The 17,569-nt window shown below is 67.9% G+C and carries 16 protein-coding genes; 3 read left to right on the top strand and 13 right to left on the bottom strand.

Annotated features, from left to right (window positions below; all coding sequences use genetic code 11):
* Nucleotides 1-26: 26 nt before the first annotated feature.
* From K7472_RS08000 to K7472_RS07970, 7 genes are all read right to left on the bottom strand, one after another.
* Nucleotides 27-413, bottom strand: coding sequence for a hypothetical protein (locus tag K7472_RS08000; protein ID WP_308013804.1), 387 nt, complete (start codon nt 411-413; stop codon nt 27-29).
* On the bottom strand, nt 368-928 hold the full coding sequence (locus K7472_RS07995) for a hypothetical protein (protein WP_222975533.1): 561 nt from the start codon (nt 926-928) through the stop codon (nt 368-370). Before K7472_RS07995 ends, K7472_RS08000 begins: the two co-directional genes overlap by 46 nt.
* Nucleotides 929-931: 3 nt before the next feature.
* The gene (locus K7472_RS07990) at nt 932-1,525 is read right to left on the bottom strand and encodes a phage tail tube protein (protein ID WP_222975531.1); all 594 of its coding nucleotides are present in this window, start codon (nt 1,523-1,525) and stop codon (nt 932-934) included.
* 122 nt (nt 1,526-1,647) lie between these two features.
* A complete protein-coding gene (locus K7472_RS07985) occupies nt 1,648-2,097 on the bottom strand; it encodes a hypothetical protein (RefSeq protein ID WP_222975529.1) in 450 nt (149 codons plus the stop codon).
* Nucleotides 2,094-2,519 carry an HK97 gp10 family phage protein gene (locus K7472_RS07980; RefSeq protein ID WP_222975527.1) on the bottom strand — a complete coding sequence of 142 codons (426 nt, stop codon included), beginning with the start codon at nt 2,517-2,519 and terminating at the stop codon, nt 2,094-2,096. The genes K7472_RS07985 and K7472_RS07980 overlap by 4 nt, the downstream gene beginning before the upstream one ends.
* Nucleotides 2,519-2,950 carry a DUF6093 family protein gene (locus K7472_RS07975; RefSeq protein WP_222975525.1) on the bottom strand — a complete coding sequence of 144 codons (432 nt, stop codon included), beginning with the start codon at nt 2,948-2,950 and terminating at the stop codon, nt 2,519-2,521. The genes K7472_RS07980 and K7472_RS07975 overlap by 1 nt, the downstream gene beginning before the upstream one ends.
* Complete coding sequence (locus tag K7472_RS07970) at nt 2,940-3,308, bottom strand: hypothetical protein (protein ID WP_222975523.1); 369 nt, start codon at nt 3,306-3,308, stop codon at nt 2,940-2,942. The genes K7472_RS07975 and K7472_RS07970 overlap by 11 nt, the downstream gene beginning before the upstream one ends.
* 342 nt (nt 3,309-3,650) lie before the next feature.
* Between K7472_RS07970 and K7472_RS07965 the strand changes: the two genes are divergently transcribed.
* Nucleotides 3,651-6,860, top strand: coding sequence for a hypothetical protein (locus tag K7472_RS07965; RefSeq protein WP_222975521.1), 3,210 nt, complete (start codon nt 3,651-3,653; stop codon nt 6,858-6,860).
* On the opposite strand, the gene K7472_RS07960 is transcribed toward K7472_RS07965, so the two are convergent.
* The 6 genes from K7472_RS07960 to K7472_RS07935 all read right to left on the bottom strand — a co-directional run bounded on the left by K7472_RS07960 (nt 6,861) and on the right by K7472_RS07935 (nt 12,525).
* A complete protein-coding gene (locus K7472_RS07960; RefSeq protein WP_222975519.1) occupies nt 6,861-7,811 on the bottom strand; it encodes a hypothetical protein in 951 nt (316 codons plus the stop codon). It abuts the gene before it with no gap.
* Nucleotides 7,812-8,278: 467 nt separating this feature from the next.
* Nucleotides 8,279-8,755, bottom strand: coding sequence for a hypothetical protein (locus K7472_RS07955; protein ID WP_222975517.1), 477 nt, complete (start codon nt 8,753-8,755; stop codon nt 8,279-8,281).
* Nucleotides 8,756-9,187: 432 nt separating this feature from the next.
* Nucleotides 9,188-9,973, bottom strand: coding sequence for a hypothetical protein (locus tag K7472_RS07950; RefSeq protein ID WP_222975515.1), 786 nt, complete (start codon nt 9,971-9,973; stop codon nt 9,188-9,190).
* A gap of 19 nt (nt 9,974-9,992) precedes the next feature.
* Nucleotides 9,993-10,865: a radical SAM protein gene (locus tag K7472_RS07945; protein ID WP_222975513.1), complete on the bottom strand. Its 873-nt coding sequence runs from the start codon at nt 10,863-10,865 to the stop codon at nt 9,993-9,995.
* Nucleotides 10,862-12,163: a radical SAM protein gene (locus K7472_RS07940; RefSeq protein ID WP_222975511.1), complete on the bottom strand. Its 1,302-nt coding sequence runs from the start codon at nt 12,161-12,163 to the stop codon at nt 10,862-10,864. Before K7472_RS07940 ends, K7472_RS07945 begins: the two co-directional genes overlap by 4 nt.
* Nucleotides 12,164-12,168: 5 nt before the next feature.
* A complete protein-coding gene (locus tag K7472_RS07935; protein WP_222975509.1) occupies nt 12,169-12,525 on the bottom strand; it encodes a hypothetical protein in 357 nt (118 codons plus the stop codon).
* Between the two features lie 372 nt (nt 12,526-12,897).
* Here K7472_RS07935 and K7472_RS07930 point away from each other — a divergent pair, with 372 nt between their 5' ends.
* Both K7472_RS07930 and K7472_RS07925 read left to right on the top strand, forming a co-directional pair.
* Nucleotides 12,898-16,365: a WD40 domain-containing protein gene (locus tag K7472_RS07930; RefSeq protein WP_252395272.1), complete on the top strand. Its 3,468-nt coding sequence runs from the start codon at nt 12,898-12,900 to the stop codon at nt 16,363-16,365.
* Between the two features lie 3 nt (nt 16,366-16,368).
* Nucleotides 16,369-17,550: a damage-control phosphatase ARMT1 family protein gene (locus K7472_RS07925; protein WP_222975505.1), complete on the top strand. Its 1,182-nt coding sequence runs from the start codon at nt 16,369-16,371 to the stop codon at nt 17,548-17,550.
* Nucleotides 17,551-17,569 lie beyond the last annotated feature (19 nt).

Genomic DNA, 17,569 nt, shown 5'->3' with positions numbered 1-17,569 from the left:
TCCTTCCATCGTGGGTGCGGGGTGGATCAGGTGTGGTCGGGGTGCTGGTCGCGCGGCAGCAGCTGGATCTTCACGCCGTATCCGGAGCGGTCCTGGGGAACGCGGTCGCGCTCCTGCTCGATCAGCTCGCAGCCGGGACAGCGCAGCGTGCCGGTGACGTACGCGTGCGGATCACCACCGCGCTCGCGGTCCCACTCCTCCAGCCGCGTATGGCACCCGGAGCACACCGACCGCTGCCACCGGGCCCAGGCCAGCGCCTTGGCCCGGTCCAGCTCTGTCCAGCGGCCGTCCCCGCCGAGGAACCGGGAGTGCGGGATGCGGAACGTCTCGCACAGCTCCAGCTCGGCCCGCAGCCGCGGGTCCGCGCTCAGTCTTTTCCCAGCTCGACCCGGCTCTCCTGCTGAACCTGCCACGCCGCTTCCCACAGCGCGTTGGCGTCCGGCGCTGACCACGTGGCCAGCAGCTCGGCCGCCTCGGCCTCGCTCATCCCGTCGAGGGACGCCGCCGCGATCAGCGCCGCGGGAAAGGTGTCCGGGTTGAACCCCGCACCGCCAGACGCCTGTTGCTCGGTCGGCGGATGCTCGGCGATCAGGTCCTCCAGGACCGGGCGCGGCAGAGCGAGGAAGGTCAGGAAGTCGGAGGCGTCGTCCAGCGCGGCGCGAGCGGCTTCCACAGCGGCGTCAGCCTCCTCGGCCTGCCCTGCTGCCGCCCCGTCATCGGGAGACGTCTCGGCGAGGAATCGGGCACGCCGCGCGGCCTGTTCGGCCTCTTCGAGCCGCCGACGAAGCGAGTCGTCGTCGCAGACCCGCAGCTTCTTCCGCGAACGCGGGCGGCGGCGCAGGCGCTCCATCTTCGCCGCCCACGCCCCCTCCGCCGACGTGGTGTCACCGTGCGGAGGGGACGGGCTCTTGGCAGACGGGCGGGACACGGATCAGTCCTCGTCCCGCTCGATGACCGAGGCCGTGGCCGCGCTGACCACGGTGATGTCCACCTCGTCCTCCTCCACACCCCGAGAGGGCTTCGGCAGCGGGCGGATACGCGCCTCCGGCACCGGCAGGTCCAGCGACGGCTCGTCGAGGATGGTGTAGGTGACCTTGGTCTTCGCCGCCTCGTTGCCGGTCGAGTAGGTCGCGGCGCGGGTGGCGATCTGGACGGGGAAGAGGTCGACCGACTTCGAACCGGGGATGTCCCCCTTACGCAGGAAGACGACGAAGCCCTTGGCTCCCTTGGGCTGGTGCTGCTCGATCTCGTCGGACAGCTGGTCCTCGTAGAACGTCAGCGAGCTGCTGTCGGCCTTGTCGTTGCCGGGGATCGAGGAGTTGAACGTCGAGCCCATGTCCGGGGTCTCGATCGGGTCGTTCTCCAGCGCCCAGCCGTCGATGTCACTGACGGCGTCGGTCAGCTCGAAGGCGTTCGGCGGCGCGAGTTCCTTGCGCTCCAGCCGGTCCCGGTCGGCGACGGACTTCAGCCAGTAGATCTTGGAAATGCCGCGGCGGAGGAATCGGTGCTGCGTCGGCTTGGACAACGGGTCCGCTCCCACTTCTGGGGCAGCGTCCCGTGCCGAGGCCCTGCCCCTTGAAACTCAAAGGGGGTTCGCCTGGCCTTGGGCCGAGCGTCCGCGCGGGCCTCCGCGGTGAGGAAAGTCGTTCAGGCAGGGGTCACGGTGATCGTGAACCGCTGCACGTAGGACACGATAGCGCCTGCCGCCGACACCGACGTGTCCCCACCGGCGTCGTACGCCAACTCCCGGTCGATCACACGGGCTTGGGAAACAGGCAGGTCATGGGCCCAACGGTCGCCGACGCGCCCGACAACGGCGTGACGGACGCGGTCGGCGAGCCACTGAGCCTGGTCGTCGCGCTCGGCGACCGACGTCACCTGGTACGACCACGCGGCGTCCGCCTGCCAGTCCCACAGCGGCGGGCCGCTGAACTCCCCGGGCAGCGAGTCCAGGATCGTGTAGGGCACCGGTGCCGCCACCCACTCCTCCGACGCGCGGCGCACACGGGGCAGTTCACCGGTTCCGCAGGGGCGTCCGGTCGTCTCGGCGATGAGCGCGGCCAGCGCGCGGGTCACCGGCAGGCGCGCGGCGGTCACGGCAACATCCCGTCCGCGAGCGCCCGCAGAAACTCCGGCTCAGTCCGGCGGAACGCCGGTTCCACGTGCGGGAACGGCGGCTGCCGGTAATGGCGGCCGATCGCGTCGACGCCGACGAAGCCGTACTCCAGCCTTCGCGCCTGCGGAGCATCGGAGAACACCTCAGCCACCACCTGCCCACCGCCGGGGGCCATCCGCACATCCCATGACGCCCGGTACTGGCCCGTGATCACGTTCGGACCCGGCCGGCCCGAGGCGTTCCTCTGGATCCGCACCCGCATCAGCATCGCGTAGTGCCGGGTAATCGTCGCCGTACGGGCCCGAACCGCCGGTCCGAGCCCGGCGATCGCGGCGGCCAGCGCGATCGGGTCACGGAACTCGGCCGCGTCCGGGTGCGCGTTCGGGTGACCGTTCGCCGCCATCAGGCGATCACCTGCACTCGCACGATCCGCACCACGCTGTACGTGCCGACCGCCCCGTCCGAGACCCGAAAACGCCGTCCGACCAACTGGGGATCGCGCGGCCCACCCGGACGTACGGACCCAGCAACGCGAATGACGTCATCGGGCCGCAGACGCGCAGCGCCGACCGGCAGCACCGCCTGGTAGTCCGCCGTCGGCGGTGACTGCGCGACCGCCCCGTCCAACGGCTTCGTGATCGCCGGACGCCCCAGAGGCATCACTGCGCCGAGCCCGTTCCACACCAGAACCTCATCCGGCGCAGACGGCACCAACCGGCCCGTGATCTCGTCAAGAACGTCGTCCGCGTGCCCGCCGCTGTCCCGCCACACCTCCAACTCGTCATCCAGAATGCGACCGACAACCCGCCTCACTCCTTCCACGTCAAAGGCCACGCGCCCACTCCCCGAGCTGGGCCAACATCGCCCGCGTCAAGCTTCCCGGCTCAGATCCGAGATCCGCCCGGGCCAGCGCGGCCCGCTCCAGTTCCTCCGCGTCGATCGCCTCCAAGAATTCCTCAGCCGCAGGCCCCGGGGCCGGCATGTCGACAGACACCCGCGCCAGCCCCTCGAAGCCGGTATGGCCCCAATCGGCGGGGTGCAGCACGACGTGCGCGTCCTCTCCGAAGACGTGGCTGACGCTGTAGGCGCGCAGGGCATCCGGGTCTACGCGCCGACCATCGATCTCGATCACGGTCGCGTCGCGCCTCGCTGCGATCCGCACCTGGTGCAGCGACTCAGGGTTGTCGTCCATACAACCGACGCTAAGCCGACGGTCGGACAGCCGAGATCAAGTGCAGTGAGCAGCGAGTCGCCGCCCAGCCAGAAGCTGTTGTGACGCTGTCATCAACGGACTGCGAGAGCGCCCCCTGCTGAGCCGAGAAGCACCAACTCCCGGTCGGCCCACGACCGCATCCGACGTGACCGACAGTGAGACCATCTGTTGTTGCAAATACCAGCTCGGCAACGGTCGTTACATCGGATTGGCGGATAGAATGCCTGCACTCCGTCGGCGTAAGGATTCGTCGTGACGAACGCCCCAGATCCCAGGTCGGGTCGTAGAACGGTGCTGTCTGAACGGCAGGAACGCATAGCCATGCGGCTGACCCAACTTGGCCCTGGCCCTGCCTGGTTCTTCCGGGATGCCTGCGAACTGATGGTCGAGCGGCCGACGCGGGTGACCGTCACGCATCTGGTCAGCCACTTGCTGCGAGAGGTCGAGAGCGGTCTTCGCGCCGTGATCAGCGCGTTTCGCGCGCCAGGCGTGGCAGGGCATGAGGCGAGCATCCTGGCTGTCCTGCAAGCTCTGGACATCGATCACATGGATCCGATTGCCACGACGTGGCTGGAGATGGCCGGGGCCAACAGCCGTTACAACTTGGCGCGCAGGGCGCATCGCGACGGCCTGGGCGCGCCACATGCAATCGATGACGAGTTCCGGTCCTTCTTCAACGCCTTCGAGATCCTGCTGGACCGCGTGCTGGAGGAATTCGAGTCGCGGTACGACGAGGTCGTGCAACAAGTGGATGCGCTCATCGCGCTGGAACAACCCACGGTCGCCCACGCCCGCCAAGTCCGCCAGAGCCTGCCCCAGGATCCAGCCACCCAATCCCGGTTTTTCGGAGGCATCGGCCCGCAGTGGCTGGAGCCGCTGGTATCAGCCGGGTTCTTCCTGGCGCCATTGCCACCGCAACCGTACGGCGACGGGGGCTTGATGCGGCTGGACATGTGGCCGGAATCCTCTTACATCGCCCGGATCGCGGCGAATCAGCCACAGGCAGCGGTAACTGCTGCGATGAACATTCCCCATTCGAAGAACGCCCGTGTGAACGGTGACATCGTGTCGGTAGGGCTTGCGGTACCCGCCGAGTACGGCCAGCAATTGGTCGACCGTGTGGTGACCGATATCCGAACCGGTGCCGGCGTGACGAATCCTTTGGCCGTCGGCGAACTAGCGACTCAGTTGGCGGGCGCTGGCTACTCGCGGAAGGCTCTGGACCTACTCGGTGCCCTGCTTGAGAAGGTGCCATCAGGCGGTCGTGCGGCTGCGATGCAGGCCTGGTACTACGCGGAACTCCTCCGCAAGCACGTCCCGGCGATGGTGGAAACGGTCGGGACAGAGCTGCTGGCCGTCCTGCGTGATCGTCTCCGTCAGGTCGTCACAGAGGATGACGGACGTTGGACGCGGTATTCGACAACATGGCGTCCCAGCGTCGCGGGCACCTCGGAGCACGAGAATCACGATCCGACCGATGCCTTGTTTAGCGCCGTCCGAGACGTCGCCATCGCCCTCGTTGAACACGAACCTGCCAGCTCCGGCACGGTACTGGGCGTGCTGGATGCTGGAGATAGCGTGATCTTCCAGCGCATTGCCCTGCACGTGCTGGCCGAGCGTGGAGATGAGGCACGCGATCTTGTCGCTGATCGGCTACTCAATCCGAAACTGCTGCGCAACCGCGCGCACGATGCCGAGTACAACGACCTCGCCCAGCGTCGAGCCAACTTGCTGAGCAGGCCAGAGCTGGCTGAACTGCTTGCGCTCATCGACAGTGGGCCAGATCTCGACGACCAACTGGCCAGGTACACCAGCAATACAGGCATACCGCCGTCCCAAGCGGAACGTGATAGCTGGCTAGGAACCTGGCAGCGTGACCGTCTCGCGCTGCTCCGTGAGGTGTTGCCCGCCCCCTGGGTACGGCGTTATGAAACGCTGGTCTCCCAGTTCGGTGAACCCCTCCTTCCGCGCCCGCAGAACCTGGTGTGGACGTTTGCTTCTGTGCCGCCGGCCCCAGTCGTAGCTGGCGACCTCGCAGCCCGGCCAACTAACGAACTCGTCGAGTATCTGCGGACCTGGCAGCCACCGACTGGTGGTCCTGTCAGATGGGACGGCGAATCCCTGGACGAGCCGCTGCGGACGGCGATCGAACAAGACGCCCGCCGCCGCTCCGCCGAGGCCGCGGCATTCATCGGCCTTCCGGCGCACTACGTGACAGCCGTCCTGGGCGGTCTGGAGAACGCGGCCCGGCAGGATACGGATCTGGATTGGCCAGGCATCGTTCCGTTGTTGGCGTGGGCGGATGAACAAGCGGTTGCGGAACTCGATGACCCGATCGCGGGATCTCGACTCTGGAAAGAGGCTCGCAAATCGGTGATGAGGTTGGTTCGCCTCGGCATGGCCGAGCCCGCTAGTTCCCTTCGGGACGTACAAGACACATTGTGGACGCTCATCCAGCATGCTATTGCAGACCCCGATCCCACCCCCGCCGACGAGGAACAGCAGGTCAGTGGAGGTACCCACCCCGAATTTGTCTCCATGAATACCGTTCGCCCCGTGGCGATCAACGCAGCGATCGACTGGGGTACCTGGGAACAGAGCGACGACCCGAATGCGGACTTGTCCAGGTTGTTCACGGTGGTCGATGAACACCTGGAGGTCTGGGCTGATCCTTCAAGATCGGTGAGGTGGGTCTTGGGTGCGCGATTCGCAGAGCTGATTCGGCTTGATCGCGAGCAGGCAGCCGCCCGCGCCGCCCGTCTGTTCCCGCTCGACGTCCACAGCCGCGCTTTCTGGGCAGCAGCGTGGAACGGCTACCTCGGCCGAGTCACCCTTGACCCCGACGTGTGGTCGGCGTTGCACAGCCAGTATGAAGTCGCTCTCCAGCGCCTCGACCCGGACGCGACCGACGACGAATCGCTCTACCTCGCGACTCACCTGGGCTGGCATCTGGTGCACCGGTATTGCGTCGGCTCTATCGACCTCGCCGGTCCAGACTCGCTCCTGCACCGCTACTACGACCGCGCGCCCGTCAGCGTGCGAGCGCACCTCCTCGAACGTATGGGGTACGGCCTGGTTGACATCTCGAAGGCCACCGCAGACCGGCTGGCCGGGTTGCTCGATCAGCGTCTTGTCGCGGTGCAGGGAGGCGGAGACGCGACAGAACTGCGCGGGTTCGGGTGGTGGTTCTCCTCCGGCGCTTTCGAGGACGGCTGGGCTGTGCGCCGACTGCGGGACGTTCTGACCCACACGGCGCTGCGGGGCACCGACGACCGCGTCCTAACCCGCCTCGCGTCGATCGCTCCGCGGTTTCCAGCCGACAGCCTCGCCGCCCTCGAAGCGTGGGCACGCACCGAACCGTCGCTTTGGTTTCTCACCCGCGACGAAGACAGCATTCGGGAAGTGCTCCTCGCCAGCCGCCACCTCAGCACCGACCGCCTGGCCTGCGGGCGGACCCGGACAATCGTCAGTCGCCTTCTCCGCTCAGGGTTGGACCTGCGAGACATCCACAGTCACGACGACGTGCCGTGACTACCGGACGACCCGGTCGAGATCAGACTCGTCCGCCTCCACGAACGTCCAGGCACGAGCCAACCGGGTCAGAGCCTTGCCTGCCCATCGCCGCCGGTCATCGCGACCGAATCCCAATGGCGCGATCACTGTGGCCGCCCCATCCGGCCTCGGGTCACCGTCCGGTTCGCCGAACACCGACAGATCGAACACGTCCACCAGCCGCTGACTACCAGCGGCAGCCTGGACTACGCGGTCATTCGCCTTGACCTGCAGTTCAACCTCGGAGGGAGCCAGCAAGGGCACAAGCTGCGGATCATTCACCAGGGCCCGCGGTACCACCATGGCCGCCGCATCCCACGCAGCCATCCACAACTCCACGACCTCGTTGGCCGTAACCCTGAAATCCTCAGTCACTACGCCGTCGGCCGTCCGCAGAAGGGTCGACCGCCACGCCGTGAGGTTCGCCTGAAACTCGATGAGAACTCTTACGGCTCGTGGCTGGCCGATCGGCAAGAACAAGCGAGCGGAGATCCGTACGGCGACTCCGCCGTCGGGAGTCTTCAGGACACTGTCGTACTGGGCGGCCGTTCCCGATTGAAGTATGCCTGGTCCGGTCGCGCGGTCCCACTCCGGTGATGTGACCGCGGCCCCTCGCCATTGAGACAAGAGCGCGATCGCATTGCTGATCTCTGCGCGCGGAAGGAGCATTCCGAGCCGCTGGCGTGTCAGCCGCGTGATCTCCAGTGCTTCCTCGTCGAGTTGCCAGGGAAGTGTCGCGATTGCGCGTACCGTGAGGTCGGCCTCCCCCGCCGCTGGCATCCGGAGCGCCTCTCGCGCGTCCAGGGTCATTCGCGGGTGCGGCTGCCATCGCGCCCGGCTCCCGTCCGGAGGACGCAGCAGCACACCCCGGCCCCATGATCCGCCGCCCACTTCGACTATGTCGGCGTCAGTGGTGATGTAGTTACTCATTGCCGAATCGGGTGCTCCAGTCCGCGCGAGCGGGTAGCCGATAGCGGCAACACCCTGGCCTGGCAGCCCTGGCGGGTTTGTGACGTCCTCCCACACGGATCCAGCGACGGCAACGGCATCCTCACCTGCCAAAGCACAAATCACGGACCAGTGGCCGCCGGATCTGGCGAAGTGCTGGGCATAGCCCAGCGCATCCTCGGCGACGCGAGCAGTCGGATGGCCCAATCGGGCCTCGCCGCCCGCGCGATGAAACGCCCGCTCGAACTCGCTCCGGGTCTGCGGATCAGCGCCCTCTCCGACCTCGATCGGACGCGTGGCCGTGTCGGTGGCAGGATGAGCCCTGGAACAGATCGTCAAAGGCCCGTGAACGACGCCGACGGCCGTGCTGTTGTGCTGTGCCTGAATGCCAGACGCCGGCGCACTTGTCGTGTCAATCAGCGCGGTGGGCGAGTGCTCGCCGGGTGCGGTCAGCCCTTGTTCCCGCCCGGCGCGGAAGGGCCCGGCGGGAGTCCGATCGACACAGTGCTGCCAGAAACACCGCCGATCGCCACCGCGCCACGGTCGGCCTGGACGTTGCCCGACACGACGACGCCTTGCTGTCCAGCTACAGCGACGCCAGCCTGGCGCTGCATGCCCTGCAGCTCCTGGACTACAGCCCTCAGGTCGGAGGCGAAGCCGGGGTCCGTCTCCGCTGCGTCCTCCAACGCCAGCCGCACACGCTCCTGCGTACGGGAGGACGCCTCGCCGGACTGCTCAATCTCTGCGGCCAGCTTGGCCAGGGCTGGGTCCCCACCGAGTTTGCCAGCGACCAATTCGTGCAGGCGGTCGAGCCCGAGGTCCAGGGCCTGGTCGATCTCGGTGTCAACCCGCTTACCAACCCTGCGCGCCTTCCGGGCTGCCCAAGCCACCAGGAACTCCCCAACTACGATCTCCAGCCCCGTCATGATCGGCGCCCTCCTTCAAAGCGCCACACCACGAGGAGATGCGGCCGCTCTGCCCATTATCCACGCGGGTATGACTCTGGGGCCGGGCTACTCAACTTGACTTGAGCGAAGGCGGTCGTGCGTCTGGCAGGTGAGAGCCCGGCTGGCATGCAACTGGAATGGGGGTATCGGCAAGTCGTTCGTGATCAACCGGTCCCCGTTGAGACAGATGCCGGCCAGGTTCGGGTTGCCTATTGCGGGTCCAGTCCGGTGTACACAGGTGGACAGTTGGAAGACTCTGAACCGGTCGGCGTTCTCTGGCGATGAACTCGGTAGCGGGCCGAGAGGCGAGGACGCACGCTGTATCGTGCCCAGACCAGCACGATGGGGCCACCGAGCTTGGGCACACGCATGGATGACCCTCCCCACGCGTGAAGCCAGCACGGACAGCGGTCAGTAGCGTGTGTTGCGCAGGTCAGTAAGCCATACCTCGTTGGGGTTCGCATCCCAGTGTCGCCGGAGGGCGGCCCCCCGGTGCGCATAACACCCCTGATGGCAGAGGCCCCCGTGGGAGATGGTGACGCTCATCGCGAGAGGCGATTCGCTGGTAACCCAGTGCGGGGTGAGGACGTGGCTCCATGCCAAGTCTCCGGGCCGCATTCTGATGGAGTGGCGGTCAGTCGCGCTGTGCGGGGGCGGCTGTTCGGCGGTGATCTCGCCGGAGATGGCGGCCTCGACAGGGGTGATGCGGTCAGGATCCCTGTAGCTGTGGAAGCTCTTGGTGCCCGCGATCTGCCAGACGAGGCCGTGGGAGTTGTCGGCGTGGTACGTGGAGCTACTGCCCTGACTGGAGATGAAGAGAGCCGGGGCGCAACGCAGCCAGGTGAAGCCCTGGGAAGCGATGAACGTGCGCCAGGGGATCATGACCCGCTCCTGGAAATCCCGCAGCAGTCCGTCGTAGAAGCGTTCGAGGTTGAAGTGGGCCAGTCGGAATGGCCAGGTGGTGATCTCGTCCAGGGGGGCGGTGCGGAAGGCCGCCGATTGAGCTGTGCGGACGGCGGGGTCTCCGCCCCCGAGGATGGTGACCCGGGTCTCTGGATCGCGGCGGGCGACGTCAAGCACGTGGATGGTGTCGGGGAAGGCGCGTTTGAACGGGACGAGCCCCGCGGCTACACGGAAGTTGGGCGGTGTGTGCCAGCGCGAGGTGAAGTCGCGAGCGGTCTCTACGGTGTTGTCCATCGTGTGGCCTCGCGGTAGGTCATGCGGCTGCCCGGCAGAGCGCGAGGCAGTCCGCGGTAGCTTGTTCGGTCGGCGGACCGGCGAGGAACCGAGCGATGTCGGAACGCGGGGCTGACACGCTGACGCCTTCGGTTCCATACGGGCAGCGCCGCAGTTCGCCGGTCGCGGACAGGTAGAGCGTTGGCGAGCGGCAGTAGGGCCGCTCGGCGGTGGAGTTCAGCTCGTTGAGGGCGTCCAGGTGCCGCTGAAAGCAGGTTCCGAGTTCGAAGTGCTGGCTGAGGAACTTGGCGTCACGTTGTTGCTGCTCCGCGTAGGAGTTCGGGGTGAGGCCGGCTCGACGCAACCCGGTCGTGTCCAGGGTGATGGGGCTGAGCTGGAGCGACGCTCCCGTCTTGTCAACGGCATCGGCGATCTCACGGCACTCGTGGCCGGTCAGGTTCCAATAGGTGAGGTGCAGGACCGCGCTCGGAACGCCGATTCGTCGCAGGGTGTGCGCGGCGGAGCGGACCGAGCGGAGAGTCCGGCCGAGCCGCATCGCCCCGCGCGAGTCCGCGGAGACGGTGGCGTTCTCCAAGAGGTGGGCCACCTGTTCCAGGCACCGCACCTCCGGTTCCGCTCGGGCCGAGGTGACTATGGAGACCGGCATGCCGAACTGGTGGGCCAGTCGCACGAGTTGGCGCAGTTCGGGGTGGTGGGTAGGCTCTCCCCCCGTCAGGCAGACACCCGTTACCCCGTGCTCCTTCAGGCGGGAGAGTGCTCGGCTGTATGTGTCGACGTTGAGGAGGCCGTGGGCGCGGTCGGCGCGGAAGCAGAAACCGCAGGCGATCGCGCAGTGGCCGGCCGTGCTGATGAGAGCGGAGCGGTAGCGATGCCCGCGCGTGGGCTCGGTCATTGGACCCCCGTGTTGTCCCAGAGGGCGATGTCGACGGTCTCGGTGTAGAAGGCGCACATCTCGGGGTCGGGGGTATCTCCTCCGATGAGGAGCTGTTCATTCCGGGATGGGCCGCCGCAGATGGCGAGGGCGGGGCAGTCACCGCAGGCGGGGACGGGGGCGACCCGCTTGGTGACGGTGCCGAGTACCTCGGGGTGGTAGCGCAGTTCGTCGAGGGTGAAGAGGAAGTTCGGCTCGGTGAAGTTGATGTCGCACAGGCTGACCCGTTTGCCCGGCAGGTAAGCGGCGTTGAGCGTTCCGTCGCCCTGCATGTGGTCGAAGAGCATGGGGCGTCGTGTGTCGAGGGCCTGGAACGCGCGGTCGAGGACGGAGAAGAGGAGACCGCCCTTGCTGAGGGCCACCAGGCGTGCTTCGTACAGCTCGTGTGCGAGATCCTGGCCGTTCACACGCCAGCGCCCGCCGGTGGGGATGGGCGTGTTGACGTAGATGAACTTCAGTCCGAGCGTGTCGATGATCCAGGCGACGGTCTCGGCGAGGCGCCCGATATTGGCCGCGGTGGGCGTGAGGTTGCAGCCGACGTGAAGCTCCTCCGCCTCGACCAGGCGCCGCACGTTGCGGCGGATGCGGTCGTCCGCGGGCCGGCCGCCCAGGAGCAGGCGGTTGGCGGAGTTGATGTCGGGCGGGCCGTCGATCGAGATCCCGACGCCGTACTCATGACGAACGAGGTGGTTGAGTGCTTCGTCGGTCAGGCGGGCGCCATTGGTGACGACGGTACGCCGGACACGCTTGACCTTGTGCTGGGCGGCGAGGCGGTCGGCGAGCTCGTCGCCGTACCGCATCAGGTCGAATCGGATGGTGGGCTCGCCACCGAACCACTGGATGGAGACCTCGTCGCGGTCGGCGTTCTCCTCGAAGAGGTAGCGCAGACCTTCGGCGAGTTCGTCCTCGGTCATGTCCGGCTTGCCGGTGTTCGTGTCGACGAAGCAGTACGTGCAAGCCATGTTGCACCGGTCGGTGAGCACGATTCGCAGGCCGCTGACGCGGTTCGGTGTCGGGTCGAGTGCCAGGTCGCGGAGTTGACGACGGAGTGCTTCGCGTCGGTCGGTGGCGGGGCCGTCCGGAGTGAAGCCGAGCTCGGAGAGAGCGTCATGGGTCGCGGTCGGGGGGACCGCGGAGAGGTCGGTGACCTCCCCGCGGTCGAGGTAGCAGCTGTTCAGCGTGACCGGGTCGAGGAGGACGGCCTCGCCGTCCCGGTCGTACTGAAAGTACTTCCCCCACAGGAGGCGGGTAGCTGCCATGATCGTCAGGCGGCGGCTTCCTCGGCGATCCCGAGGCCGCTCATCACCTGGCGGACGAGGTCCTCGCCGTTGGTCTGGAGATGGGCGGAGGCCGCGGGAGAGCCGCCGTCCGCGAGGACGATCAGGCCCGGGAGAGTCGGGTTCGGGGCGATGACCGTGATGCCTGCCGGGTTGGTGCTGATCGCCATGATGGCGCCCTCCAGCGGTACCCAGTTCAGGGCGTCCTTGAGCCCTTCGAGGATCTGGCGCTGCTTGTCCTGGAAGGAGGCGCGCTCTCCCATCCAGACGCCAGCCTTGCTCTTGGAGTCCACGACGTCCGCGTGGATCAAGTGGTCGGTCTTGGTACGGCGAGGTGTGGGCATGTGCCTTTCTCCTAACCTTCGGCCTATGGAGCTCGGGCGGACCGCGGCGGGCCCGGCAGGGGGAGAACCGTCCCCCGCCGCGGTCACCCGCCAAAGGCTGCCGGTCGCGGGAGGTTGGCGGGGATGTCGGCGTGCCGCACCGCCGCCGCACTGGCGCTGCCACGGTGACGGAGCGACGAGGTGGCGAGTGGTCGACCCTGCAGAGTCGGGCTGCTGCAGCGGTGCTGAATCGCCGTCGCAGCGAAGCGACTCCGCCGCTGGTCAAGGGGCCCTACGCTGTTTAGCGTTGGGGAGTCGGTCGGAGGGGCTTCGGTGAGCGCGGTGCAACGGTGGACCGGGCGGGAAGCGCGCGCGTTACGTTTGGCGACGCGGATGAGCTTGCGACGCTTCGCGGCTCACCTCGGCGTCAGCGATCGCACGGTGTCCAACTGGGAGGCCGGGGGCGAGGAGATCGAGCCCGTACCGGAATCACAGGCGCTGCTGGACACGGTCCTGGAACGGGCCGACTCGGCCGCCCGGCAGCGGTTTCGGGAGATCCTGGGAGCGTCGGCCGCGGCGACGTCACCCGCGCTGGGCAGCTTCATACTCGCACCGTCACCGGAGCCCGCCTTGGTTCACAGGTCAGACGATTTCGAGAACCTCGTCTCCGTCATTGGGGAGGCGTCGGCCACCACGGGAACCGTACCGGTGGCCGTCTGCGGGCCCGGCGGCTTCGGCAAGACGACGCTGGTGACTCAGGTCTGCGACGACCCGCGGGTTCGCGAACTCTTCCCCGAGATCCTGTGGGTCGAGACCGGCGAGGAATGCACGGCCGCCCGCACCGTCCAGTTGATCTCCGATCTCTGCGTTCACCTCAGCGGCACCCGGCCGGCGCTCACCGATCCGGAGCAGGCGGGCTTCCACCTCGCGCGCCTGCTCCAAGACCGTCGCGCCCTGCTCGTCATCGACAACGTGTGGTCCGCGACCGACCTCGCGCCGTTCCTGCTGGGCGGAAACGACTGCGTGAGAGTTGTTACGACGAGGAACGTCCGCGTCTGCCCGTCAGCGACGCGTATCGTGCGGCTCGGGCCGATGTCGGCGGGCGAGATCAGCGAGATGCTGACCCGGAACGTCACGGCCCTCGAACCGCCAACCGCAGCGAAGCTGGCTGGCATGTGTGGCGGCTGGCCGCTGCTGGCCACCCTTGTGGGCTCCACCGTTTCGCAGGACGTGGAGGCCGGCGCCCTCCCCGAGCTCGCCGTGCTCCAAGCGGGCGACGCGCTGCGAGCGGAAGGCCCGCAAGCGTTCGACGTGTGGGACGCCGACCAGCGAAAGAAGACGATCGGCCAAGCCATCGCGTCGAGCCTGAGCAATCTCGACAGCAGCGTCGTGATCAACGGGGCTTCCGGGCTTCGCGAGCGATTCCTTTCCCTCTCGGTGTTCCCGGCCGCCGTGCCCATCCCCCTGAGCGTCGTGACGCGCTGGTGGCAGACGGCATACGGCTGGACCCCGACCGCCGTGCGGCAGTTCTGCCGGCTCCTCGCGGATCGGTCCCTGATCAGCGGCTACCTCGCCGATCCCGGAGCGATCGCCGTGCACGATGTGTTCCGTGCCTACATGAGGCACATGGTCGGAAGCGATTGGACGACGCACCACCGGTCGCTGATCGAGTCGTATCGCGAGACGACGGGCGGACGATGGGAGGCCCTGGACAAGACGCACACCTATCTGTGGCAGAACCTGCCCTATCACCTCCACGAGGCCGCTCTCGACGACGAGTTGGTCGAGATGCTCGCCTTCCCCTCGTATGTCGTCCGCAAGGTCAGTCTCGTTGGGCATCAGGCGCTGGTGTCGGACGCGAACGTCCTCGACTCATTGACCGAGTGGCAGTCGGCGGACCCTCCCCGGCGGCGCTCCTGGGCGACGGCGCGGAGCATGGTCGGCGCCGGATACCTGCTGAGCGGACTTCAGCACTCAGCCGATGTCGCGAGCACACTCGCTGTCGCCTTGAGGCGGGCGGGCGACGCGGACACCGCGGCCGCTCTGGACGAATCCGTAGGGTTCCGGTCGCGCGTAGTGCGACCAGCGGACAGCCATCCTTCCCATGGTCACGTTGGAGCCGTCGTCAGCGTCGCCTCCGCGGGAGCTTTGATCGCCTCGGGCGGGGAGGACGGCGCGCTCCGACTCTGGGAACCCACGACGCGCCGCCTTGTCCGTACCCACCGGGCACACACCGGGTGGATCTTCGCGGTCGCGCTGTCGCGGGACGGGCATCTCGTCGCCTCCGCCGGTGACGACGGGACGATCCGGATGTGGCGCGCTGACACCGGCGCGGTCCTCGGAGTCCTGAATGGACACAGTCGGCGGGTTCGGGGGCTGGCGTTCTCCGATTCCGGTGCCTTCCTGGTCTCAGGAGCCGAGGACGGACACGTGTGCGTCTGGGACATCCAGCGCATGGTGCTCGCCGGCTCGATGAGAACGGCCGGAACCCCGGTCTGGTCGGTGTCGGTCGGACGCGACGACACGGTGGTCGCCGCGGTCGGCGAAGACGAGTTCGTCCGCCTCTTCGACCTGCGTACCGGCCAGTTGCTCGCCGAACGAGCGGCGCACCGCGACTGGGTGCGCGCTACGGCGTTCGCCCCCGATTCATCCACCCTGGTCACTGGATCAGGTGACCGCTCCGTCATCGTTTGGAACACCGCTGGCCGCCGCCTCGTCCCCGTGCGGCGGATCGAGGACTTCAAGACCCGCGTCCGCGCCGTCACCGCGCTCGAACGCTCGGACGTGATCATCGCCGCGACGGAGGAGCCGAGAGTGCATGCCTTCGGCGTCGACGGGCTAGTCGGGGAGGCACGGATGCCATCCGGTGTCGACTGGGTAAGGTCCGTGTCTCGCACGGGAGATGGATCCGTCGTCCTCGGATGTGAGGACGGCGCGATCCGCCTGTGGGACCCGGCCGGGCGCGGGCGGATGGAAACCCTCACCGAGGGCTCGGACGCCGTGTGGTCCACGCAACTGGCGGACGCCGGCCGCCTCGCCGTCGTCGGCGACGGCTCGGGGACCGTCGAGCTGATCAGAGTCTCGCCACGGGAATCCACCCGGCGGCTGCGGGCGGGCCAGGGGCGGGTCTGGTCCGTGGCGACCGGCGGCGAGTACGTGGCCGCGGCGTGCGGGGACGGGAGTGTACGAGCGTGGTCATGGCGCGATGCCCAGTGGCACCGGGTCCTGAACGAGGACGTGGCGCGCACTTGGGCCGTCGCCCTAGGGAGTGCCGCACCGTGGCTGGCCGCGAGCACCGGTGACGGTCACATCCGTTGCTTCGACCTGCCCTCCGGCGAACTCGTCTGGACGCGGGACGTCCACGCGGGGCGGCTGCGCTCGATCGCGTTCGACGGTGACGGTGATGTCGTGGCCGCCTGCGGCGGCGACGGTTCGGTGCGCGTCTGGCGGGCGGAGACCGGTGAACACGTCAGCCGTTTCGCCTACACCAACGGATGGGCCCGCACCGTCGCCCTCGACGCGGCGGGCGATCGGGCGGCGGCGGGATTCGGGACCGGTGAGATCTCCGTCCGTGACATCGCCGGTGACAGGTTCACCGCGCATTTGGCGGGGCACACCGGGCGTGTCCTCATGCTGGGCTTCACCGATGACGGTGATGGACTGGTATCCGCGGCCGCTGACGGAACGGTCCGTTTGTGGTCCCTCAGCGAGCAGCGGCAAATCGCCGAGGTACGCGTCGACGCCTCGATCCACTGCGCGGGCTTCGACAACGCGACGGGACAAGTCCTCGTCGGCAGTTCGGCCGGCGTCGTCGCTCTGACCATCAACGCCCAAGCGGCGACAGACGGAGGAAGTCGGTAGACGATGCCCGAAGCAGCCAACACGCCGCCGCTCAGCGCGCCCGTGATCACGAGTGAGACGCCAGGATCCTTCGCTCGCGGAGTTCTGGACAAGCGACACCCGGCCTTGATCCAGCAGGTCCGTGATGCCTTCCCGTACGGCCCGGAGCAACACCAGGCGCTCGACTCCCTGCTCCAGGAGATCACCGGAGGCGCCATCGCCCCGCTCCCCGCTGGCACCCGCGATGAGAGCGCGTGGGCTCGGTGGGGACAGGGGTACTTCGGGCGGTCCTGGTTCGAGGTGCCGTTCCTGTGGGCGGAAAGCTACTTCTACCGCAGGCTTCTCGGAGCGGTCGGATACTTCGAGCGGGGCCCGTGGCAAGGGATCGATCCCTTCGCCCCGTTCAAACGCGCCGAGCTACGGGGGTCCGCCGTCGCGGAGGAACTCGCGGCCCTCGATGAGGTCGCCGATCTGCCACTCGAAGGGCGAGACCGGGCCTTGCTACACGGCGCCCTCTGGGGAAACCGAGCGGACCTCGGCTTCCGCATCTCCTCAGGCGAGGCTAGGGAGGGCGCGGGCAACCTCATCGTGGACAACAGTGCCCTGCTCTGGCGACACCTGGGTGCCTCGCCCAACGCCACGGTCTACCTCGTGGCGGACAACGCCGGGCGCGAGCTGATCCCCGACCTGGTCCTCATCGACCATCTCCTGCACACCGGCCGCGCCTCCGCCGTCGTACTGCACGTCAAGCCCTACCCGTACTACGTCTCCGACGCCACGATGAACGACGTCATCGACAACCTGCGCCGCGTCGCCGAGGCTCCGGGGCGCGCGGGTGAGATCGGAGACCGGCTATGGGACGCCATGGGAAGTGGTCGGCTCGCCGTCCGGGCCCACTCCTTCTCCTGCGCCCCGCTGCCCTACGCCGACATGCCCGAGGACCTGCGCGACGACTTCGCGCGGGCCACGCTCACCATCTTCAAGGGCGACCTGAACTATCGCCGCCTGGTCGGCGACCAGCTGCTGCCGGCGACCGCCTCGTTCGCCGACCGCACCAGCTACTTCCCCGGACCAGTCGTCGCCCTGCGCACACTGAAGTCCGATGTCATCGTCGGACTCGACGCCGAGACCCTCGCGGCGCTGGAGACGACCGGGGAGGCGTGGCGCACGAGCGGCACGCACGCCGTCATCCAGGGCGGGTTGTAGCCACGACGCGTGTCCGGGC

It is taken from the genome of Streptantibioticus parmotrematis (assembly GCF_019890615.1).
Classification (GTDB): domain Bacteria; phylum Actinomycetota; class Actinomycetes; order Streptomycetales; family Streptomycetaceae; genus Streptantibioticus_D; species Streptantibioticus_D parmotrematis.
The sequence above is the reverse complement of the archived record's forward strand: the minus strand, read 5'-3'. Positions and strand labels throughout refer to the sequence as shown.